The 23,630-nt window shown below is 51.7% G+C and carries 17 protein-coding genes; 3 read left to right on the plus strand and 14 right to left on the minus strand.

Going from position 1 to position 23,630, the window contains the following annotated elements:
- Positions 1–314: 314 nt before the first annotated feature.
- Together xerC and Xmir_RS05445 are read right to left on the minus strand one after the other, a co-directional pair.
- Positions 315–1,358, minus strand: a complete 1,044-nt coding sequence (gene xerC, locus Xmir_RS05440; protein ID WP_099113397.1) for a site-specific tyrosine recombinase XerC — start codon at positions 1,356–1,358, stop codon at positions 315–317.
- 218 nt (positions 1,359–1,576) lie between these two features.
- Positions 1,577–4,279, minus strand: a complete 2,703-nt coding sequence (locus Xmir_RS05445) for a CHC2 zinc finger domain-containing protein (RefSeq protein WP_099113398.1) — start codon at positions 4,277–4,279, stop codon at positions 1,577–1,579.
- A gap of 130 nt (positions 4,280–4,409) precedes the next feature.
- On the opposite strand from Xmir_RS05445, the gene Xmir_RS05450 reads away from it, so the two are divergent.
- Entirely contained in the window at positions 4,410–4,751 is a 342-nt protein-coding gene (locus tag Xmir_RS05450) for a helix-turn-helix domain-containing protein (protein WP_339373871.1), read from the plus strand.
- Positions 4,752–4,826: 75 nt separating this feature from the next.
- Positions 4,827–5,147 (plus strand): SymE family type I addiction module toxin, encoded by a 321-nt coding sequence (locus Xmir_RS05455; RefSeq protein ID WP_099113400.1) that lies wholly within the window; start codon positions 4,827–4,829, stop codon positions 5,145–5,147.
- An 83-nt stretch (positions 5,148–5,230) separates the two neighbouring features.
- Here Xmir_RS05455 and imm45 read toward each other — a convergent pair whose 3' ends face one another.
- From imm45 to sfsA, 12 genes are all read right to left on the minus strand, one after another.
- A complete protein-coding gene (imm45, locus tag Xmir_RS05460; RefSeq protein WP_244170862.1) occupies positions 5,231–5,560 on the minus strand; it encodes an Imm45 family immunity protein in 330 nt (109 codons plus the stop codon).
- On the minus strand, positions 5,560–10,197 hold the full coding sequence (locus tag Xmir_RS05465; protein ID WP_099113401.1) for an RHS repeat-associated core domain-containing protein: 4,638 nt from the start codon (positions 10,195–10,197) through the stop codon (positions 5,560–5,562). Before Xmir_RS05465 ends, imm45 begins: the two co-directional genes overlap by 1 nt.
- A gap of 12 nt (positions 10,198–10,209) precedes the next feature.
- Positions 10,210–10,566 (minus strand): DUF4150 domain-containing protein, encoded by a 357-nt coding sequence (locus tag Xmir_RS05470; protein ID WP_099113402.1) that lies wholly within the window; start codon positions 10,564–10,566, stop codon positions 10,210–10,212.
- Positions 10,559–11,776: a DUF2169 family type VI secretion system accessory protein gene (locus Xmir_RS05475; RefSeq protein ID WP_099113403.1), complete on the minus strand. Its 1,218-nt coding sequence runs from the start codon at positions 11,774–11,776 to the stop codon at positions 10,559–10,561. The genes Xmir_RS05470 and Xmir_RS05475 overlap by 8 nt, the downstream gene beginning before the upstream one ends.
- A 15-nt stretch (positions 11,777–11,791) precedes the next feature.
- Entirely contained in the window at positions 11,792–13,963 is a 2,172-nt protein-coding gene (locus Xmir_RS05480; RefSeq protein ID WP_099113404.1) for a type VI secretion system Vgr family protein, read from the minus strand.
- 698 nt (positions 13,964–14,661) lie between these two features.
- A complete protein-coding gene (gene panC / locus Xmir_RS05485; protein ID WP_099113405.1) occupies positions 14,662–15,519 on the minus strand; it encodes a pantoate--beta-alanine ligase in 858 nt (285 codons plus the stop codon).
- Positions 15,520–15,557: 38 nt separating this feature from the next.
- A complete protein-coding gene (gene panB / locus Xmir_RS05490) occupies positions 15,558–16,352 on the minus strand; it encodes a 3-methyl-2-oxobutanoate hydroxymethyltransferase (protein WP_099113406.1) in 795 nt (264 codons plus the stop codon).
- A 181-nt stretch (positions 16,353–16,533) separates the two neighbouring features.
- Positions 16,534–17,016: a 2-amino-4-hydroxy-6-hydroxymethyldihydropteridine diphosphokinase gene (gene folK, locus Xmir_RS05495; protein WP_099113549.1), complete on the minus strand. Its 483-nt coding sequence runs from the start codon at positions 17,014–17,016 to the stop codon at positions 16,534–16,536.
- A gap of 1 nt (position 17,017) precedes the next feature.
- Positions 17,018–18,385, minus strand: a complete 1,368-nt coding sequence (gene pcnB, locus Xmir_RS05500) for a polynucleotide adenylyltransferase PcnB (RefSeq protein WP_244170871.1) — start codon at positions 18,383–18,385, stop codon at positions 17,018–17,020.
- Between the two features lie 291 nt (positions 18,386–18,676).
- Positions 18,677–19,573: a tRNA glutamyl-Q(34) synthetase GluQRS gene (gene gluQRS / locus Xmir_RS05505; protein ID WP_099113408.1), complete on the minus strand. Its 897-nt coding sequence runs from the start codon at positions 19,571–19,573 to the stop codon at positions 18,677–18,679.
- Between the two features lie 58 nt (positions 19,574–19,631).
- Positions 19,632–20,087, minus strand: a complete 456-nt coding sequence (gene dksA, locus Xmir_RS05510; protein WP_010845119.1) for an RNA polymerase-binding protein DksA — start codon at positions 20,085–20,087, stop codon at positions 19,632–19,634.
- 194 nt (positions 20,088–20,281) lie between these two features.
- Positions 20,282–20,992: a DNA/RNA nuclease SfsA gene (gene sfsA / locus Xmir_RS05515; RefSeq protein ID WP_099113409.1), complete on the minus strand. Its 711-nt coding sequence runs from the start codon at positions 20,990–20,992 to the stop codon at positions 20,282–20,284.
- Between the two features lie 119 nt (positions 20,993–21,111).
- Between sfsA and hrpB the strand changes: the two genes are divergently transcribed.
- Positions 21,112–23,586, plus strand: coding sequence for an ATP-dependent helicase HrpB (hrpB, locus tag Xmir_RS05520; protein WP_244170864.1), 2,475 nt, complete (start codon positions 21,112–21,114; stop codon positions 23,584–23,586).
- Positions 23,587–23,630 lie beyond the last annotated feature (44 nt).

A 23,630-nucleotide genomic window follows, 5' to 3' on the forward strand; every position in this document is an offset into this window, starting at 1 on the left:
GCGCCGCCTTGTGCGCCACACCCCGCGATGCCGACCTGCGGGGGCGCCAGACATAATGTTAATTATACGCTGCGAACCGTTCTTCGATGCGGCTGACTGGCTGCGGAGCGGCCCGGTGAGGGGCGTATAATTCCCCCACATTATGTTGAGTGGGCTTTGGGCGGCCTGCACGGACTGAACGGGGACACCGTGGTTCAGGCCGCCCATTGCCCACGTACCCCCGCAGACACCGATGCTAACGGGCAGTCCGGCCACGGTCTGCCCCTGCACCGATCCTGCCCAACTCAACGGGGACGTGCAGGCTGTCCGGTGCGCTATCGCTTCGGCTTGGTATCCGGTTTTCCGCTGGCACGGTCTGAGCCGCTCTCCGGCGGTTCGGTATGCTTGTCGGCTTCCGGCAATGCCTGAGTGGCACGCTCGGCCGGATGGGTTTGCTTATGTACTTTCTTTAGGTGTCCGATAGCGACCCGCGTATACACTTGGGTGGTATTGAGTTTTTCGTGTCCCAGCATCGCCTGGATATGCCGGATATCCGCCCCGTTATCCAGCATCTGCGTGGCCATTGAGTGCCGGAACAGGTGACAGGCACCCGGTTTGTCAAGCCGGGCCTGATGGCGGATGGCCTTCGCGGCGATGTGTGTCAGGTGCCCCGGACTGAGCGGCCTGCCTTTTTGCGAGATAAACAGGTAGCCGCTGTCATACACCTCAGCCAACTGAGGCCGGACCTGCACCAGATAACGTGTCAGCCAGCCCAGTGCCCGCTCACCGACAGGCACCACCCGGTCTTTATTCCCTTTGCCCTGATTGACCACCACGGCCCCGCGTTCAAAGTCAATATCCCCCCGCCGGAGCTGGCGCAGCTCCATACGCCGGATGCCGCTGCTCCAGAGGATTTCCAGCATCACCCGGTTGCGCAGCCCCAATACGCTTTGGTCGTCAAGACTGTCCAGTACCTGCGTGGTTTCCCGTTCACTCAGGATCTGAGTGGGCAACCGCTTCTCTTCTTTCGGTAATACCAACTGCTCGGCCGGGTTGTAGAGAATGTGGTGGCGTTGCAGCAACCAACGGAACCACAACCGCAGGGTACTCAGGCGTTCACGCTGGCCGTTATGGCTGTAAGGCTGGCCATCGGCCTTACGGTAGGCACGCAGATAACGCTGCCAGCTTTCCAGTAACCCCAGCGTGATCTGTGCCGGATACTGCACGGTGCGCTGTTCGCACCAGTCCACGAACGGTAACAGCCGTTCCCGGTAGCTTTCCCGCGTGCGCGGGCTTTTTCCCTGTGCGGCCTGTGTATCGAGGTACGCTTCCAGTTGCGCCCGCAGCGTGATAAGCGGGTTGTCATGTGAAGTTGTCATTCGGATTTTCCTTTCAGTCGTGGGCGTTATCCGGCAGTACGGTATGAGAGGGCGGTTTTAGTGTGTTGCCGGAACAGTGATTTTTCGTTTTGTCAGACTTGCGGTCTGTGAACCCTGTCTGGCTCTGGCTTGAGGGCGGTTTTGACGGCCCAGACTTAGCCCCGACTTGGGGCAGACTTGGGACAGACTTGCCTCCGTTCTGCCCAGACTTGCGGGGATCATACCGGGACGATCAGGCCGCTTAAGTGGGCGCTGTCACCGTCACCGTCCCAGAGCAGTTCGTATTGCAACAGATGCCCGCGACTGCCGCCGTGGATCAGCAGATACTCCATGTCACTCAGGCGCTGGCAATGCAGCTTAAGCTGGCTGTCGCTCCAGTTCGTGTAAGCCCGGATATCCCGCCGGGTAAAGCGCACGGCATTCAAAGCGCACTGCTGCTCAGTTGCCATCTCGTTCGCCATCTGCTGTATCAGCAATAACAGTTTGCGCGTCTGTGGCGGCATCTCGTCCAGTGTCCGGCCTAAGATTTCATGGGCGAGCTGGTTCGCCAGCCGGATATCGGTTTTCGTGACTTCGATGTATTCCAGTGTCTTGCCGCGATGCTCAGCGGTCTTGATCTCCCGCTGGTGCTGGTGCAACAGGGCGATACTCTGGATTAACGTCAGGTATTTCATGTGGTCACGGCGGGTACGGGTTTTGTCTGACAGGAACGTCAGTTGGTGCGCATACGGATTGACCACATTCAGCGGGCGCAACAACCGCTGGGCGTTCTGGTGCAGTGCGGTGAGATAGTCCCGCTCGTTCTCAGCCAGCAAGCCTTCCAGCGTTTGTTTCTGGCGCTGCACCGCGTGGATCGCTTCGGTCTGTTCGCGGGATTCGTTGACCGTCAGCACCAGACAGCGGTTCAATAACTCTTCATCCACATCAATGGCGGTGGTGGTCAGCATCAGCATCACCGGGCCTTTCACGGTATAGCTTTTGGTGACCAGATTGCCCGTGGCTTCGTCCTTGCCCGTACTCGCCATGGTCAGCTCGCCGTCTGACTGCAACAGCTTCAACGCATAGGCCGCCTGCCGCACGCCCTCTTCTTCGGCTATCGCTAAAATCTTGTGCTGGAGATTAGTTTCACCGAGATAGAACAGGCTCTGGCCGGTCATGGCGCTGTACTGGATGCGCTCTTCTTCGGGGATCAGGTTGAGTACGGCCTCCATTAACGAGGATTTTCCGGCCGCGCTGCTGCTCTGGATCAGGACAGCTAACGGTTTGGGCAGTTTGCGGCTCACCGCCGCCAGATAACCCGCAAGCAGATTAGTCGATTCGCCGACCACACCGCAGGCGGCTAAGTCAGCGCTAATACGTGCGGTCAGGTAGGGGGCTTGCAACAGAGCCAGTGCTGATTCCCGCTCGGTCAGGCTCATTTCCGCTGCTTTTTGTTCCGTGCCCGCTGTGGCCTGCTGTTGCCCCTGTTCAACCGCCAGTAACACCTGCCCCAGCGAACGGCGCAGTTCGGCTTCCCCCAACCCCAGTTCAGCGGCGGCCAGCCGGGCATAACTCTGGCGTGAGCGGGCGCTCATCAGATCAACGCCATCAGCGAACAGCACGCCGCTTTGCGTGTCCAGTACCTGTGCATTGATCTTCATCGCTGCCGATCCCGCTTTCACCGTGCCCAGCCCACGCAGACACCATTGCAGTGTGCCGACTGACACGAGCAACTCGCCATGATCACCGGACTCACAGACCACATTCGGCGTCACGCTGGGCGTGGGTTCAGCGGCTAAAGGGGAAGCGGGTTCTGGCTCAGCCGTCTGGCGCTCAACCGCCACGATGTCCGCCGCATCCTGCATCGGCACTGCTCCTTCAATCAGCAGGGCAAAGGCGGATCCCGGTTCGGCCATCTGACACAGGTATTCGTTGGCATCCATGTCCGGCGGGAACACCACGCGCAGCGGCGTGATCCCTTTGGCAACCAGCGCTGCCGCCAGTTTCACCGCCGCATCATTGCCCGCCGTATCATTATCAAAGGCGATCAGGATTTGCTTAATACCGTGCTGTTCGAACGCCTGCCAGTGATCGGCGATGATGCCGTTCACCCCGTAAGCGGCCGTGACATTGCGGTGTCCGGTCACCCAGAACGACATCGCATCAATGAGTGATTCACACAGGATCAGCGTCTTGGACACACCCAGCGATGCTTCATTCCAGACGCCTTGATGGGCGCCCGGCAGGTACAGATGGCGGATAACCGATGCCCGCAGATCATCACTGATCATGCGTCCGTACAGTTCGTGGATTTGCCCCTGCGCATCCATCACGGGAACAACCAGCGAGCCACGCAGATGCTCGCGCCCGTTCTCCCGCAAGACCCCGGCCGCCTGCAAGCGGGCACGGATCTCTGCGCCGGCTTTGATCTTCTTCGGGGGCAGCCGGTAGCCCAGCGTGCGGTTGGCAAAGCCCAGTTTGAACTGACTGACCAGCTCAGGATGATTGAGCCGCCGTTTGGACAGGTACGCTTGCGCTTCCGCCGCATTCAGCAACGTATGGTGATAAAACTCAACCACCCGTGATAACAACATCTGCTGCCCGATAGCATCACTGGCCAGCTCTTCCGGCTGCACCAGCGGCTCGACCGCGGGATTGTGCCCCAGCACGGCCTTTAAGCGTTCAGCGGCATGGCGCAGGCTCAGCCCTTCGGTTTTCATCACCCAGTCCAGTACCGATCCGCCCGCACTGCAACCAAAGCAGTGATAGAGATTTTTGGACGGAGTGATCACCATGGAGGGTGTTTTCTCTTCATGGAACGGGCACAACATGGTCATATCTTTGCCGCGCTTAAACAACTGCCGCCCTTGCTGCTCGATAACGGCCACTAAGGAGACGGTGGCTTTCAGGTGCTGTAATTCTGCTTCGGGTATGCGAGCCATAAAGTGACCTTCCTAAAATTGCGTCAAGATTCCATTGCTCTTTTATTTAGTATCCGATAGGATACCAATATAAAGCAAGCACTTTTTGGGGGATAGAATGACAGCAAATTTCTCTGACTGGTTTAATTCAATGAGTATTGCTAACAGACTCATCGCCCTGCGCAAGCAAAAAGGCTTATCACAACAGGCACTAGCGGATGCTATCGGCATTCACGTGACACAAGTAAAACGTTATGAGGGCGGGATTTCGTTACCGTCTCTGGAAGCGGTTAAGAAGATAGCGAAGACACTGCGAGTGACGACAGATTCACTAATATTTGAAGATAATGAGCTACAACCTGATAGCGATTTAGCTCTACAGTTTCAGGCGATCAGCAATATGCAGCCGGAACAGCGGCAGGTGATAAAAGAAGTACTGGAAGGCATGATCATTAAGTATGAAGCTGAACGCTGGTCTTCCAAAATGAAGTAAAAACGATTAACGCAACGTATTCGGGCGGGCACCCGAACACGCTGCTAACCATAAGCAACTAAGAAGGAGTTGAACATGGCTAAGGCGCATTCTAGGCAAAACCGTGCAGTAAATAAAGCGGCAAAAACCGAACGTTATTATACCGTGGGATACGTGCCGCAAAATAACAAGGCCAAGGCACCGCCCGCGATCCATCTTAAAGGGCAGTGGCTTAAACAGGCCGGGTTTGAGATTGGTGGCACACTCACCGTCAAGATTATGGACGGCTGTCTGGTGCTTATTCCTGACAGTGATGACACCAAAACCATTAAGCAACAGTACCAGCGTCAGCAAGACCAGCTCAGTGAGATTAAGCTGCGAATGCGGGAACTGATTGGCGACTACACAAGCCGCTAAGGGCAGGGGCTGAGCGGCTCTTAAAAAGAAGAAAGCCGGAAGATCACGGGGATCTTTCCGGCCTTAATAAGTAGATATTTAGTTTATTTGATTGCTAATGGTGGTGAGTAATGTTCCATAATGTATACATCATTTACGTCACATTCAGGATAAATCCACTTGTTCCAATTTGATATTATCCATTCTTTTTTTAAGGCCACTTTATCTGTATATTCACTTTCTTTAGGTAATTGAATTAATAGTAGCCCTGCTTTATGTCCAGTCGATACAACCAGACCATGCCTAGAATAATCATCTGGAATATTAACTACTAAAAGGTCTAAAACTTTTTCATATGGCCAAACCGCAGGAAATCTAAAAACACATCCTCTAGAAATGCTGTCAGATTTGTAATCAATGAGTTTCACTGTCATTATTTTACCTTTAAATCATGTCCGCCACTTTTATCAATACTATTAGGTATATCATTTAACTTCATATCTACTTCGCCTAAATGATTCCCTCGTTTTTGAGCAACTTTTTCAAACCGGCCATGTTGTGTATCAACAGAATAATAATATTTGTCATCCTGATATATTATTCTTCCCTTATTTAATTTTTCGATATTCTTGGCTCTTTTCCAGTTGTTTTCTTTGGAAACACTTTCTGCCATTTCTCTTACTACAGGCACTCTTTCTTGTACAGGTAAGCGAAAGAGGCTTTTTTCAAATTCTGCAACTGTTTGGCCATTAGGTAATGTAGGGCATGGAGCTAACCCAAACGGATCAACCCAAGACAGCGGATTATGCACATAGCCATACGGATTCAACCCACCCATCAACCCTATCGGGTCAGGCGAAATATACTGCCCGGTCTCCGGCGAGTAATAACGGAACCGGTTGTAGACTAACCCGCTCTCCTCATCCGCAAACTGCCCTAAAAACCGGAAGTGACAGTCAACATGATAATCCGGATTATTGGAGGCGATGACCTGAAAACGTTCCGCTTTACCCCAGGTCGTCAGCCGCTGCGCCCAGACCAGTACCCCTTCCTCGGACAACATTTCCCTCGGCGTGCCCTGATGGTCACTGACGATATAGTGCAGCTTACCGCGCTCAAAGCGGGCCGACGGCGTTAAGGAACCGGGTTCATATAACCAACGGATACGCTGATCTTCTATCGGCGTACCGTCGGCATAAACCGGTGTTTCCTCAATCAGCTGGTCGCCGCTCCACAGGTAATCCTGCCCCAGGATCGCATCAATTCTTGGCGCTAAATCCGGTTTGCCTGCCAGCCATAACTGTAAATTAGCCGCGGCCAGTTTACCATCGTGAATTTTCAGTTTTTGGAGCCGTCTGCCAAAAGGGTCATATTTATACTGCCAGCGCGACCCATCCGGGGTTTCACAGTGGGTCAGCTGGTTTTGGGTGTCCCAGCGGTAGCGCCAGATTTGCGGGCGGAAGCCGTCACGTTGTTCGGTTTTTTCCACCAGACGGCCATTGTCATCATAGTGATAACGGATATCTCCCTGCTGCACCACCCGCCCGGCTTTTTGGCGCTGCGTGATTTGTGCCATCGCGCCGTAGGCATCCACAGGCAGATGTTGGCTCAGGTTGCCGTTGGCATCATAACTAAATTGTTCTTCGTGCGGACGCGCCCCCTCGAACAGGGTATGCAGTATCTGGTCGTTAGTATTGTAACGGTAGCGGGTTTGTCCCCAGCGGCTGTCGTCAATCACCCGCACATTATGGGCCCGGTCATATTGCCAGCTCCGGTTGACCGCGGTCGCTTGTGGCGGGAAGTGCGGGTCATTTTGTGCCAGCGTTTCCCGGAAAAATTGGGTGGCCTGCCCGGCCGACTGATGGGCCAGCAATCCGGTCGCGGTGTAGCGGCTGGCAAGGATAAACCCGTGGGCGCTTTCGCGTACTGTTTCCCGTCCCAGTGCATCATGCTGCAAGGTCAGGGGCGCATGCTGGTTAAGCTGAAAATGATTCAGACTCCCCGACAGGTTATAGCCAAAGTGCAGGGTATTGCCCTCCACACTTTCACTGACCGGGCGTCCGGTCAGACTGTCCCATTCACGGGTGATTTCCCGCCCGTTGATACGCTCACAGGCCGGCAGGCCCGTGGTCTTATCATATTCATACTCGACGATAGCATCGGCGTTCGTGGCTTTCACCAATTGATACCGTTTGTTGTATTCGTAAGTGGTGGTGTCTTTGAGCACCAGCTGGTTATCTTCCGGCTGCCAGCTTTCCTGTTTGACCAGTAAGCCCGCAGCGGAGTAGTGCCAGCGAAGTTGCTGACCATCGGGATACTGCACTTGTGTGCGTCGCCCCAATTTATCGTACTGATAGTCGAGGGTTCGTCCGGTAAAATCGGTTTCCCGGATAATCTGCCCGGCGGCATCCCGCTCATAGCGGTAGGTTTCACCGGTGGAGGCTGTCACAGAATTCAACCGGGTCAGACGGTCATAACCAAAGTGTAAGAGAGTGCCATCGGGCCGGGTCACCTGCGTCAGCAGATCAAACGCGCCGTAAGTGTAGCGGGTGGTACGGCCTTCGCCGTCAGTCACTGCCACCACACGCCGTTCACTGTCATAGGCCAGTTGCTGCGTGGTGCCATCCGGCAGTTCAACATCGGTCAGGCTGCCGTTCAGGCTGGCGTGGTCGTGGCTGTAACGATAGTGCGTTTGCTGTTTGAGGGCATCGGTGAGTTGGCGCAGGCGGCCCAGTTCGTCCAGTTGCAGACCGGTGGTCTGACCGTCCGGCGTCATCACGGCGGCCAGCCGCTGCTGTTCATCGTAGGCATAGTGCCATTGGCGGCCATCTGGTAGCAAGCGCTGGCGCAATTCACCGTGGGTGCCGTAGTGGTATTCTTCTTTGTGCCCCAACGGATCCGTCAGTGCCGTCAGGTTGCCCTGCCCGTCATAATGAAATTGCCAGCGATCGCCTGTCGGCAGGACACTTTCAATCAGCTGCCCGTGTTCATCATAACCATAATAAAAAGTATCGCCGGTCGGCAGCTTGACTTCGGTCAGTGCCCCGTCAGGGTTATAATCGAACGTGGTGATACCGCCTGACGGATCGGCTTCCCAGACAATGTGGCTATGGCGCCACTGGCGGCGGGTGATGCGGCCCAGCGGATCAACTTCACGGAGAACCAGCCCGTTGTGGTCGTAATGGTGTTGGGTTTCACCGCCTTCGGCATCCCGATAGGTGGTGATACGCGCCTGATCGTCATAGTGGAAATGGTCGTTCCAATAGCCACTGGTGGTTGCAGTTGTGAGTACCCGTCCCCGATCATCGTAGGTGAGATAGACATCGGTCTGATCGGTATCGTGCCAGCGGATCATCCGCCCCTGCGCGTCATATTCATGCCACAGGTGATTATGCTGAAACGCTTCACATTCATGCAGGTAACCTTGCGGATCATAGTAGCAGGTCACCAGCCGTTGTTGCTTTTGCTGGTCAAGATAATCCACGGTTTGGAGTTGCTGGCTCTGATAGGCCAGCACCAGCCGGAAACCATCCGTGCGTGTGACTTCAATGAGTTGTGACTGCTTATCATAGATAAAGCGGATCGCATTCTGGCGGCGATCCGTGATCGCGGACAGTTTACGAAGAGCGCCGATCGTGTGATTAAAATGGTAAGTGAGCTGAGACTGACGGTCGGTTAGTTTCAGTTCGCCAGTCAGCTCACCCGTTAACACGTAATGAGGAATATGCTGGTTACGGGCGAGGACCTGATCCTCCGGTGTGGTGAAATCATAAATTACCCCATCAGCATCGGTGAAATTCACCTTGCCGCCGCTCAGCACGAGCTGGCGTGACCAGTCATCCGCCCATTTCGGCCCAAACAGGCCGCGGTACTTGGCGGTGGAGCGATAGGTGCGGGTCAGGGTGATGGGCAACAGTCCGGGAATGGAGATAACCGGCCAGACTTGCAGGAAGTCACCGGTGGCCATATCGACAGGTTCACCTTTTACATCGCAGGTTCCGGTACAACTGCCTTCTTTGTTGCTGGACGAGTTATCAACGGGGTCTTTTTCGTTGTTTTTGGGTTTAGCGGGCGTGGGGCTGGCGGTTTCCGGTGATTGGCCTTTGATTTTGGCCCCGGCTGCGCTTTCGGCGGCTTTGGCTTCTTCACTCAGCACCTTGCTTTCAGCTTTGGCTGTGGCTTTTGCGGTGCCTTTTGCGGCGCCTTTAAGTGCCCCTGCTCCTCCTATAGCTATACTGCCGATATCAAAAGCGAGGGCACCCCCTCTTTCGGCATCGCTTTTCATTTCCAGCTTAATGGCATCCGCATTCACCGCCGCCACGGCCTTTTGCTGCATTTCAGCAATGCCGGCAGGAGCGCCGCCCAGATATTCCCAGGTTTTTTCGGCTGCAACGGCGGGACCCGTCACGGCTATCACCGCCCCCTTGCCAAACAATTCTGCCATTTCAGGCACGGTATTCCAGAGCGCTTTTCCTGCCCCGATAGCCGCTTCCCCGGGATTATTCCAAGCTTCCTCTAGGTTATGTTTACTCTCATCAGCCCATTTTTTGATGTCATCGGCGGTTTCCCCAAACCAGTCAACGGCTTTATCCCACATGCCTTTTTCCGCCGGCGCTTCAGGTTTAACGGCCGGATTGGCATCATGGGGGGTATTTTGTGCGGCACCGGCTTGCCCGACAACACTGCCCAGCGTGTTACCTTCACCCGTCGGGCTGTCGTTCCGCGTCTTTTGAGGCAACGCTGCATTAGGTTCGGGATGACCGTCTTCTTCTTTTTCTTCTTCTTCCCATTCTTTCTTTGGAAACTCACCACTTTTGAATTTTTCAACAGTATTCTGAGCCGTTTTCTTAAAATCCTGAGCGGTGAAGTCAGCATCTGCCTGATTATAGTAAACGTCTAATTCCGGGTCGTCTCCGTAATCACCGTAAAAGCGGGAACTTTGCCGATATAAGGTATCTGCATTGCTTAGCGCTTTCTCCGCCTCAGCCTGTGTGCGGATGTTAAATTCTTTACAATATTCTTCAGCTCTAACCTCAGCGCTATCCGGTGTGACAATAATCTTTTCTGACATAGCTTTCCCTCCCTATGCCCCATTCATCCAAAATTTATCCCCGTGGCGCAGCACCAGTTTATTGCCGGCCCGTACCGTGCGGGTGTGATCTTTCGGGTGGCATTTGCCACCGACGGTGCCGCTCTTGACGCCATTAGCCACACCGGGTTGATCACCTAAGGTTTGCGGCACAAAACTCTGGGCAAACACCACCACCGGTTTGCCATTGGCGCGCACAGTTTTCTCCGGGACTGAGCTGTCCGCCAGTTTCGCCACCACCGGATAGGGAATAGGTGGCGTCGACGACCCCATCGGGGTTTTGCACACGTCCGGCAGCATGCCGACAATCATCCATGTGCCGGCGGTTCGGGCGATGTAGTTATCAGCCATCCTTTTTTTCCTCGTCCAGTGGGGCCAGTTTGAGCAACGGCGCATCCGGGTTGATTTCAAACCGGGCTTCGGCGACCCGGATGGGCAGGGAGGCTTTGACGCTCAGACGGCAGGTCATGTGCAGCGTCCTGGCCTCGCTGTCGATAATTAACGTATCAAGGCGCATCGGGACAGGCAGCAACATGCCATTGTGCATGCGCAGCAGGATAAACGGGCGGTGTCCCGGCAGGCGGACATGCAGATCCCCGTTGGGAGTCAGGCCGCTTAACGTGATAGCAATATCGGTTTCCGGCCAGTCAATTTGTTGGTCAGCCGGCGCACCATTCCAGTAGCCGAAGTCAAAGTCTTTTGGCAGATAGGGATGGCGGTGTGCCAGCCAGTCGGCATCGTAAGTGCCGGCCAACGGGCGGCGGGGCAGCCACGGGCGGCCGATAAAGCCCATGCCCTGTGGCTGACAGGCCGGCGTATCGGGCGGTAACGTTCCATTCAGTTGCGCCGCAAAATGCTGGGCCGTGAAGGGCGCATCCGGTTGGGTAATACGCGGGGCAGGGTAACGGGTGAGTTGTTTGGCGCTGGCGTACCACGGCGTGATAAACCCCGTGCCCAGCGGATTGGTTTCACAAGTGGCCTGAGCCATCGGCGCTTTTTCACCGTCAGGATGCTGCTGGCGCTGTTCGGGGGTCAGCCGGTCACTCTCTTTGAGGTATTGGCTCGCTTTCTCATCGGCCTGAATTTTGCACTCGCCCCCAAAGGCATAGCGATAATCCAGCGGCAGGGTGGTAAAGGGTTTGGGTTCCGTCAGTTGCCAGTTGCCGCCGGTGTCACGGATAAATTCCCGCTCACCGGTTATGGTCAGCGTTTTATCGAGCAGGGCCTGGCCCTGCTGGGTTTTTACCTGCAACCGCACGGGAAATTCGCTACAGGGGCGGCCATCAGGCGGATACGCTGTGCCATTGACAATGACGTCACAGCGCGGTTTAAACGGGGCAAGGTCACTTTCCTGCAAGACCTGTGAGGCATTCATCAGCCCGCGATATTCATCCTGTAAGCACAACGGCGGTGCGGGCAGCAATTCGGCGCTGTATTCCCCCAGTCCGGCAGGCAGCAGTTGGTAGCCGATTTTCATCACGGCCACATGATGCTCGGTATCTTCGACATCGAGCATCGAGTAATTCATCACCGCAAAGGGGGTGAGGTTACGAAATTCCATCTCTGTCTGTCCTTGTTAGTTCAGGTCGATGTCTTTACCGGTGATTTGTACCGGGCCACTGGCCTCAAACTTGAACTCACTGCCCTGAATGGTGATTTTGCCGCTGCTGTCCATACGCAGGACGCTGGCACCGCATTTCAGTTCAATCACGTCACCGGCCTTGATGGACAGGGTATTACCGACGGCAACGGATTTATGGCTGCCGACCTGCTCAGTCTGGCTGGCCCCGACGGTGGTATTCATGCTGGCCCCGACAGTCAGTGCGTAGGCCATGCCGATGGTTTCTGTGCTGGTGAATCTCACCATCTCGGTTTTGTGCGCATTGACTTTGATGGCCTGGTTCTTCTCCACCGTTTCCGTGTGGTTCGCCAGGACATGGGTATCGCGGTTATTGAGCACTTTGGTGTTCATGTCTTTCTGCGCGTGCAGTGCCAGCCGTTCACTGCCCTTGGCATCCTCAAACAGCAGTTCGTTATACCCTTGCCCCTTGTGGGTTTTGGAGCGGAACGCCATCTGGGTTTTGCTGCCCGGCAAGGCCCCCGGCGGGATGTTGCTGGCATGGTAAGTCCGTCCGGTCACTATCGGCTGGTCGGGGTCGCCGTGCAGGAAGTCCACCACCACCTCCTGCCCGATACGCGGGATGGCCAGCATCCCCCAGCCCTGACCCGCCCACGGCTGGCTGACCCGTATCCAGCAGGAGCTTTGGTCGTCGCTCTTGCCGTAGCGGTCCCACGGGAACTGGAGGCGGATACGGCCATACTGATCACAGAAAATCTCTTCCCCCGCCGGGCCGACCACTTTGGCAATCTGCGGGCCATCAATCACCGGTTTGGGCAACGGTGCCGGGCGCCAGTTCTGGTTCTGGCGGATGAAAGAGAAGTGGCTGTTCAGTGTCGTGCCGGAGCCTGAGCTGGCAGTTTCCAGTGCCTGCGGCTGGCTGCCGCTGTGGCTGGCGGAAACGGTCTGCCATGACTGGTTCAGGTCTGCCCGGGGATGGTTATCGAGAATAAACAGTTTGCCCGGTTGCAGGGCGATGGCATTGCCGCTGCCCTGTCCGGTCACGGCGTCGCTGCGCAGCGCTTCCAGCCGGTAGCGGGTAAAATCCTTGCCGTGCGCCTCGTCCTTGAAACGGCCCGGGTAGTCGTAGTGCTCGTAGTACAGCTGTTGCAGGTTTTCGTCCCGCATCTGCTGGTGAAATTCTGCCGGCCAGGCCGGGTTCTTGAAGGTGTAATCCTTAAGCTGCACCTGAGCCGGGCGTACCTGCGCGCTGCTGGTCAGGCTGTTGACCGCCGGTTCGCCCAGCGTGCTGCCCTCACCCGGCTGATAGGGCAGGCGGATGCCCGGCGGCACTGAGCCGCAGTCATCGGCGAACACCAGCGTGTTGCGCCCGTTGCTGCATTCAAAGAAGTAGAAAATGCCCTCTTCCGCCGTCAGCCGTTGCAGGAAATCGAAATCGCTTTCCTGATACTGCACACAGAATTCGCGCTCCGGATGCGGGTGGCGCAGGTTAAACACCACGTCGCGGATGCTGTGCTCCTTGAGGATTTTGGTGATGATGCCGGCGATGTTGAGCTGCTGGAAGATGCGCGAGTTCTGCCGCAGGGTCGTGCGCCACAAATCCGGCCGGATACTCATCCGGTAGGTGGTTTGGTGCAGGCCGGTGTTGCCCTGCTCAAAGCGGGTGACGGTGCCGGTGATGCTGCGCTGTTCGATACCGTTTTGCAGAATGGTCAGTGTCGCCGTGCGGTCCAGCACCAGCGGGAAGTCAATGGCGGGGTCGGCGCTCGCCAGCCCCACTTCCAGCACAAAGGGACGCGAGAAGTGTTCGCTCAGGCTGAAGTCGGTGACGACAAAGGTCTGTGCCGGCAACCCGCCTGCGGTCAGGGTGAACAACAGGCCGCTGGGATCAGTGCCACCCAGTCCCAATAGCTGGCCGATTTGTTGCAACATTTTGCCTGCCGTCGTGTCACCGGCGGCGGCTTGGGCAGCCAGCCCGGCTTTTTGTCCCTGTCCACCGGCAAAGCCGCCGCCCATGCCGCTGATCATGCTACCGGCACCCGCAGCAATATTCCCCCCCGCTCCCGTCAACAGCCCTTTGGCCTGTTTCACCCTCTGCGTCGTTTGCTGGCCTTGTTCTAACAGCGTTTTTCCTTTCTTCAATTGTGTGAGGTGCTTTTTCACTGACATTTATTCTGTCTCCCTGAGATGATGGAACGTGATGAAATAGACTATCCCGCCTGATAGCAACGCAGGCCATAACATTCAGGCACAAGATTTAAATTTAACTCACATTGTCTCCGACCAATTGGTTAATTAAGGGTGCAATACGCTGTGTTGCGATAATTTGAAGGAGTTTTGTTGTCCGGATATATCGGCTGATTTGTAGTAAATAAAATGGGGGAAATAATAAATAACAAATGAGTCAAGACCAAACTAAATCGAGTGAAATAAAAACCAGCATCTGACAATAACAGCGTAAAAAGTTAAAATGATTACCATTTTAGTGTTAAATTCTGTTTTTTTATAATTAATGGGTTTTAAATCTAAAAGCGCTTGGGGTTAATTTTGTTTATGCCTTTGATTAATAATCGAAATTTTATATTTAAATTTTGGAAAAAAAGCATGATCGTTTTTGATAGGTGAAATTCGTCACATTTTAATCATTGGTAAAACGATATTTATGCGTAATCACTAACTTGAAATAATCTTTTTATTATTGACCTGATTATCAAAAGTTTTCTTCTGTAAATATGAATTAATTATTCATTTTCTAAAAGAGATAACTGAACTAATGAAGGGATTATTATAAATACTGAGGAAATATGACTTAGGGACATGCGCGTCACTTATATTATTCTGCCAACACACATATCCCACCATTAAGATCAGTCAGCCAAATCAACCTGCTGATTGTCAATCAGTCTTGTTTGGCCTAACCATGCAGCCATAAGGATCACGGCTTTTTTGCTTTGTGCTGTCAATGGAGCCAGATTTTCTGCATCGCGGATAAACAATTCATCAGGCATAAAGCCCTCTTCCCGTAAATGCGCAGAGGTTAATTCAATCAGCCGCTCTGTATCCCGTTCTCCGTTCCTTAAGCGTTCCGCTATACACTGCATGGCCTTATTCAGCAACGGTGCAATTTTTTTCTCTTCAGCAGACAAGAGGTTATTACGTGAACTCAGAGCCAATCCATTTTTATCACGGATAATAGGCACGGATACCAATGTAATGTCGTAAGCCATATCTGCAATCATTTTGCGGATAATCTGCAATTGCTGAAAATCTTTTTCACCAAAATAAACCAAATCGGGTTGGATTAAATTAAACAATTTGCTGACAACCGTTGTAACGCCACGAAAATGCCCCGGACGGCTGGCACCTTCAAGCATATGAGATAGCTCTGGCACTTCGACAAACGTTTGATTGCTGTTTAAACCGTTCGGGTACATTTCGCCAACGCTGGGTGCGAAGACTAATTCAACATTGTGACGGCTGAGTTTCTCGCAATCTTCTTGCAAGGTCCGGGGATAATTGACCAGATCATCTTCCCGGTCAAATTGCATTGGATTGACGAAAATACTGACAATAACAACATCAGCCTGCGTTTTGGCGGTATCAACCAATGCCATGTGGCCATCGTGCAGATTTCCCATCGTAGGGACAAAAGCAATACGCTTGCCAGCTTGACGCCAACGGCGGATCTCACGGCGTAAAATTGGGATTGTTTCTATAATCAGCATTGCTGTACTCCTTTAATTAGCAGTCATGCTGGAGAGAATTACTTGAATGAATGTGCTTGGTCGGGATAGGCTCCGCTTTCTACCTGTTCTTTATACAGGCGGATAGCATCCCTGACATTGCCAGTTTCTTTGAGAAAGTCTTTGGCAAATTTAGGTGGTCTTGCGGTAATGCCCAAGGCATCGTGCATAACCAGAATTTGAGCATCTGTACCATTACCGGCACCGATTCCAATCACTGGGATTGTGGTGAGCTGGTCGGTAATTTGACGTGCAAGCTCGGCAGGAACGCATTCTAACAACAGTATTTGCATGCCAGAATCTTTTAGGGCGATAGCATCGGCCATTAATTGATTTGCGGATGATTCATCACGACCCTGAACTTTATACCCGCCAAGGATATTAACGGATTGCGGCATTAAGCCTAAATGGATACAGACAGGAACAGAACGCTCAGTCAGCATTCTCACCGTATCACAGAGCCAGCTTCCACCCTCAATTTTGACCATGTTGGCACCGGCACGCATGAGCTTGGCTGCATTCTCACAAGCTTGCTCTGGTGTGGCGTAACTCATGAATGGCATATCTGTAATTAAGAAAGAATCCGGTGCTCCAGTGCGAACGCAACGAGTATGGTAAATGGCATCTTCCATTGTGACGGGTAAGGTAGAATCGAACCCCTGCACAGTCATACCCAGTGAATCGCCAATCAGCATGACATTGATGCCTTGTTCGGCGAAAAGGTGGGCGAAACTGGCATCGTAAGCGGTGATAGTTGCGAACTTACGTTTTTCTTTTTTTAACTGACGTAGGTCAGCCAGGGTGGTTGGTTTCATTATTATCTCCTGAATAGTTATACCCACTATCTTTCATGTTGTGATCGTAGTTGCAACCTGAAATTCATTAGGTATAGGGCCTATCCCATTGGCTTGTTCAGAAAGCACCCAATAGGATAGGCCCTGATTATCCAGAAATCGGCCACGGCTGTATGAGATGTTGAATTACAAAATATGCGAGCTATAACCAAAGCATCAGGCCATTTTCTGGGACTTTTTGTAATCGTTCTGCCAGTGTTTCTCCATCGGGGAACACAAGATCCGGTGCAATTTCTGCAAGCGGGTAAAGCATAAATTCGCGCTGTTTTAGACCATAGTGGGGAACAGTCAGGCGTTCAGTATTAATTATATGATCACCAAACAGCATGATATCCAGATCGAGTGTTCTTGGCCCCCAGCGTTCATTTTTGCGAACACGGCCTTGCGCCAGTTCGATTGCCTGAGTGTGATCAAGCAAAGTCTCTGGTGGCAATTGAGTTTCCAATGCGACAGCAAGGTTGAGATAATCAGGCTGATCCTGTGGCCCCATGGGTTTAGTCCGATAAAAAGATGATCGAACAACAAAAGTGGTATCAGGGATATTTTTCAAAGCAGCAAGTGCATTATCAACTTGCTGCAAAGGATCGGCCAAATTACTGCCAATGGCAATATAAACCCGCGTCATATTAACCATTGTTCCTGTTTTGGCGAGTGTACCCACCGTGTCCACCTCGGCGGGAACGTGTCCGACGACGAATGGGTTCATTACCCAGTTCTGATATCATTCCACGCTGCTGCGAAGGTGTTGACTGTTGGAATTCAGCCCACCACTGTACCAGCTCTTTCAGCTCATGGCGTGGTTCAATACTGGCACGTAACTCCAGTAAATCATATGCAGCACGAAACTTAGGATGCTCCATCAGCTTATTCGCGCGCTTTCCTTGACGGCGCGGCAAGCGAAGCTGAAGTAACCAGATATCCCGCATGGTTGTGGTATGTCGCTTCGGAATGGCAATCGAACGGCACTGCTCATCTAGAATATCATTCATTGCCAGTGCGAAAGCATCGTAATACTGTAATCCGCCTTCCTGTGACAGTTTTTCCGCATGTTCGAGTAATGGATACCAAAGCATGGCAGCGAATAAGAAAGCCGGGTTAACCCGCCTGTCATTCTGTAAGCGGTAATCGGTATTTTTCAGAACCTGTGCCAACAGTTTTTCCATCGGAGAATCAGCGCATTGGGTGAAACAGCGTTGAATCATGGGGAATAATGGCTGGAACAGATGATATTCACGCAACAATTTATAGGTGTTGTAACCTTGCCCCGACTGTAACAGTTTCAGTGATTCTTCAAACAGGCGTGCTGACGGAATGTCCTGCAACAGAAATGCAAGGCGTGGGATCGGCTCGGCGGTGGCTGGTTCAATGGTCATGTTCAGTTTGCTGGCAAAACGAACGGCCCGCAGCATACGTACAGGATCTTCCCGATAACGTGTTTCTGGATCACCAATCAGGCGGATAATGCCTGCGTTGAGATCTGCCATGCCGCCGACATAATCCCGCAGCGCAAAATCATCAATGCCGTAATAGAGACTATTGATCGTGAAATCGCGACGGGCTGCGTCTTCTTCAACCGAACCAAAGATATTATCACGCAGTAACATGCCGCTCTGGGCTTTATGTGACTGGTTCCGGTCATTACTTTCAACTTGCTCATGTGGCCCGCGGAAGGTAGCAACTTCAATGACATCCGGCCCAAACATAATATGGGCCAGGCGAAAGCGGCGGCCAACAAGACGGCAATTGCGGAACAATTTACGCACCTGCTCTGGTGTGGCGTTGGTGGCTATATCGAAATCTTTAGGCTGCTTGTGCAGCAATAGATCACGAACGCCACCGCCGACCAGATAGGCGTCAAAACCTGACTTATTCAGGCGATACAGAACTTTCAGGGCATTATCACTAATGTCTTTACGTGAAATCGGATGTTGTTCCCGAGGGATCACAGTGATCGGGGAGTCCGAAGGTTTTTCCTTGGCGGATTTTTTCCTCATTTTGTCGTTGTCGGCATGTGATAAAGATGAATGATTTCCTCTGCGACGTTTACGCAGAGAACTGCTCTCTGTTTGAGCAGAATGGTCAGATACGGTGGCTGGCCTTTCACTGACTGCCTGTGCGTCGCGTTTTACCCTGTTATCGCGGATCAGCAAATTACGGCAGAAAGTTGCTACTCGGTTAAAAATGGGACACCTCGATAGTGACTAATCAATTAAAACAAAAAACAGCCGCCAATCATAACTTACTGGACATTTTTTGAGAATGCTTACAGCGCTAATAGCAACACTTTATTTAAATTGGCAATAGGTTATGTTTTTTGGCGAAATCGTGTTTATATTCCAACTGTCGATAGCCTGCTGTAGCAGTTGTTCTGTAGAGAGGTCCTGCCAGCCTACGATAATTGGTTGATTCAAAAATGATAACGCATCAATAAGCACTTGCCTTGGATCATTCAGAGGGATCGGTTGGGCATGATTTTGCTTAGAAAGCTTATTTCCTTCTCTATTTAACACGAGAGGTAAATGTACATAATCCGGCATTTTAAAATTCAAGTGCTGATACAGAGATAGCTGGCGAACCGTTGGCTCAATTAAATCTGCCCCTCTGACAATTTCAGTGACGCCCTGATAGTTATCATCAATAACAACGACAAGATTATAGGCGAATAACCCATCTTTGCGATGAATAATGAAATCTTCTTCCGCCATTGCCATAGACACGGTGATGTGCCCTTGCAATTTATCGCAAAAACCATGAACCGGATGGTGTTGTTTCAGGCGAATTGCCGCATTATGGCTCGGTAAGTGTGAATGACGACAGTGTTTATCATAAAAACCGCCCAGTTGTTGAATGCGCTGGCGGGTACAGGTACAGCAATAGCTATTTCCCTGCTGTTTTAACTGATCGAGGATGGCACGATAGGCTTCATGGCGTTGGGATTGATAAAGAACGTCGTCATCCCAGTAAAGGCCATAATGCTCAAGGGTTTTCAATATCCGATTGGCGGCTCCGGGTACTTCCCGTGGGGGATCTATGTCGTCAATACGCATCAGCCATTTCCCATGACAGGCACGTGCTTGCAGATAACTGCCCAGTGCAGTCACCAGGGAACCGAAATGGAGATCGCCGGAAGGTGACGGAGCGAAGCGCCCAATATATAACGAGGAGTGTTCAGATTGAATCATATCAGGATCAATGTAGGGGAATACGGCGCTGTTCAGCGCCGTACTTAACCCTATTTTGTTAGCCAGCCATTTGCTTTTCGCGAATTTCAGCCAACGTCTTACAGTCAATACATAAATCGGCTGTTGGGCGAGCTTCTAAACGGCGGATGCCGATTTCAACCCCACAGGACTCACAATAGCCGAAGTCGTCCTCTTCGACTTTTTTCAGCGTTTTCTCGATCTTTTTGATCAACTTACGCTCACGATCCCGATTACGTAATTCAAGACTGAACTCTTCTTCTTGCGCCGCACGGTCAACTGGATCAGGGAAGTTTGCTGCCTCATCTTGCATATGAGATACAGTACGGTCTACTTCATCCCTGAGTTGATTGCGCCATGCTTCCAGAATCAGCTTGAAATGCTCTAACTGGGCATCGTTCATGTATTCTTCGCCTGGCTTTTCCTGGTAGGGTCCTACCCCAGCGATGGCGAGAATGCTCAAGGACGAGGTTTTACGTTTTTGCCCTTCTTGCATAATGCTTCTCCTTACACACGCACTATCAAACGGCCCCCCAACAGCAGGGGGAAAAAATAGGCCGCTATAAATAGCAGATGACTGCGAGGTTGGCAATTGTTCCTGCCATTAGTTTTGCAATGCTGTGAAGGCAGACATGTTTACTGCTTAAATATATCGCAAAACTAACCTCGTCAGCATGATCTGTTTACAAATTATCCTATTGATAAAAAAGGCAATTTGTCACTTAGTATCATCCTGCCTTCTGTCATGTTGGCCTTGTAACAAATTACTTCGACCCCTGAATTACATGCTTGTTCCAAAAGAAAAGCATAATCATGGTCAATATGTTTTGCTGCCGCAACCTGACTGATCCCAGAATGTAAAACAGCAAATAACAGGACAGCGCGCTGACCTTGTTGTGCTATCAATGATAGCTCACGTAAATGTTTTTGCCCGCGAATTGTTACCGCATCGGGAAAATAACCATAATTTTCCTGTAACAACGTTACTGACTTGACTTCAATATAACAATTAACTCGTTGTTTTGATTGTAACAATAAATCTATACGGCTTTTCTCTTTTCCATAACTCACCTCACGGCTAATTTGCTCATAACCAGATAATTCCGAAATTACCTTTTTTTCAATGGCTTGATAGACCAAATCATTGGCTCTGAGGGTATTGACACAAATCCAGTGCCCATTTTGAGTCTGCGTCAGTTCCCAGCTATTCGGGTATTTACGTTTGGGATTGTCGGATGTGGAATACCAGACAGTATCTCCCGGTGTAGCACAACCTGTCATTGCACCCGTATTGGCACAGTGTATGGTAAGTGTTTCTCCTTCTGGTGTAAGGACATCTGCCAGAAAGCGCTTATAACGGCGGATTAAAGTGGCAGGCTTTAGGGGTGGCGAAAATTCCATAAACTTTCCTTTATAACCCGTGATCGACAATCTCAGTAACCTGAAATTCGATGAAATGAAATCAAAGATGCTAATGCTACAATGGCATCTGTTGAAAGTTAATCCATTATGGTGATCCTTTGTTATTACCCATTTATGACGTCGTAGAATCCGTTATTGCTAAATTGCAAACGTCGAAACAGGTGCTGCTACATGCCCCCACAGGGGCAGGAAAATCGACCGGATTACCATTGGCGATTCTGAATCAAACACCATCGGCAGGCCGCATTATTATGCTGGAACCTCGGCGTATTGCCGCGCGGAGTGTGGCTGAACGCCTTGCTGAGCAATTGAATGAACCTGTCGGTATGACCGTGGGCTATCGGATGCGCTCTGAAACTAAAGTCAGTGCTTCGACACGCCTTGAAGTGGTGACGGAAGGGATTCTAACCCGCATGCTCCAGCAAGATCCTGAATTGAGCGGTGTTTCTCTCGTCATTCTTGACGAATTTCATGAGCGTAGTTTGCAGGCGGATTTAGCGCTGGCGTTGTTGCTTGATGTACAGGAGGGATTGCGGGATGACTTGCGTATTCTGGTAATGTCTGCAACGCTGGATAATCAGCGTCTTTCTTCTCTGTTGCCGGATGCGCCAGTGATTGTATCAGAAGGGCGTAGCTATCCGGTTGCAAGATCTTATCATCCGCTTCCTGCTCATCAGCCTTTCGAACAGTCAGTCGCGTCGGCAGTATTGCGTTTATTGCAGCAGGAGACGGGATCACTGTTGCTGTTTCTGCCCGGTATCGGTGAAATTCAGCGGGTATTTTCGCAGCTGGAAGGAAAGGTCAGCGACGATACGTTATTGTGCCCACTGTATGGTGCATTGTCGCTGTCAGATCAACGCAAGGCGATAGCGCCAGCCCCAATGGGGATGCGTAAGGTTGTGTTGGCAACCAATATTGCAGAAACGAGTTTGACGATTGAAGGCATCCGGTTGGTGGTAGATAGCGGCCTTGAACGTACCAGTCGGTTTGAGCCGAAAAGCGGCCTGACGCGTTTAATCACTCAGCGCATCAGCCAGGCATCAATGGTTCAGCGGGCAGGACGCGCCGGACGATTGGAGTCAGGCGTTTGTTGGCATCTGTTCAGTCAAGAGCAAGCAGAAAGGGCGACGGAACACAGTGAACCGGAAATCCTGCATTCAGATCTCAGCAGTCTGTTGCTTTCCCTTTTACAGTGGGGATGCCGTGACAGTCGCCAGCTCCAGTGGATGGATAACCCTCCACAACCTGCATTAGCTGTTGCAGCATCGTTGTTATTGCGATTGGGGGCATTGGATGAATATCAACAATTGACTGCCCGTGGTTGGCGGATGGCGGAATCCGGTAGCGAACCGCGTTTGGCGGCAATGTTATGTTCAGGTAAAGAGTGTGCAGAAAAGGAACAAGACAGTTCGGCATTGGCAACGGCAGCAAAATTGGTTGCGATTCTGGAAGAACCCCCTCGCCGTGGACAACCTGATATTACTTATTGGATGACATCAAATCAGCGCCATTGGCAGCAACGGGCTAATCAGCTTATCAGGAATCTTGTGGGCAAGAATGGAAAACAAGGCACTGAGAATTATACAGAGAACATTAACCTTGCTGCTATCCCTGAATTATTGGTACAGGGATTTCCAGACAGGATCGCCAAAAACCGTGATAACCTTGGACGTTTTCAGCTCGCTAATGGTTTGGGTGTCATGGTGGAGCGTGAGGAACCACTTTCGGGAGAAGGCTGGTTGGTTATTCCATCGTTGCAGCAGCTTAATACGCCTGATGCCAGAGTATCGCTTGCCTGCCCTTTAGATATCGAACATACCTTACGACAATCTCCGCTTCTGTTTACTGAACATACAGCCGTGGAGTGGGATGATAACAAAGGCTCGTTGCGGGCATGGAAACGTTTGCAATGTGGGCGTTTAGTTGTCAAAGCTCAGCCTCTGGCAAAACCTTCAGAATCGGAATTACAAGAAGCCTTGCTGAATTGGGTTCGGCAGGAAGGTTTATCAGCGTTGAATTGGTCACAGGAAGCGTTGCAATTGCGTATTCGTTTGCAAAGGGCAACGGAATGGCTGCCGGAAGTAGAGTGGCCGACGGTTGACGATGAATCCTTGCTAAATACCCTTGAGCACTGGTTGCTTCCGGCGTTGGGAGGCATCGGTGATTTGAAAGGGCTGCGTCAGATTGAACTTTCATCTTGCCTGATGAGTTTGCTTGATTGGCAGCAACGGCAAATACTGGATAATGAATTGCCTACTAATTACACTGTGCCAACTGGGAGCAGGATCACTATCCGATATTTTAACGATAAGCCGCCCGTCCTGTCAGTCAGAATGCAAGAAATGTATGGGGAGCAGCAAAATCCGGTATTGGCGAAAGGGAGAATTCCGGTTGTCATTGAATTATTATCTCCTGCCCATCGTCCATTACAGATCACGCAAGATCTCGCTGCATTCTGGCAGGGCGCTTACCGTGAAGTACAAAAAGAGATGAAAGGGCGTTACCCCAAACACTTATGGCCAGATGATCCTGCCAACACGGCGCCGACGAAGCGCGTGAAAAAATATATGTGATTACTTTTAATTCATATTACTGCATTGTAAACATTGGAGAATTC

This window comes from Xenorhabdus miraniensis (genome assembly GCF_002632615.1).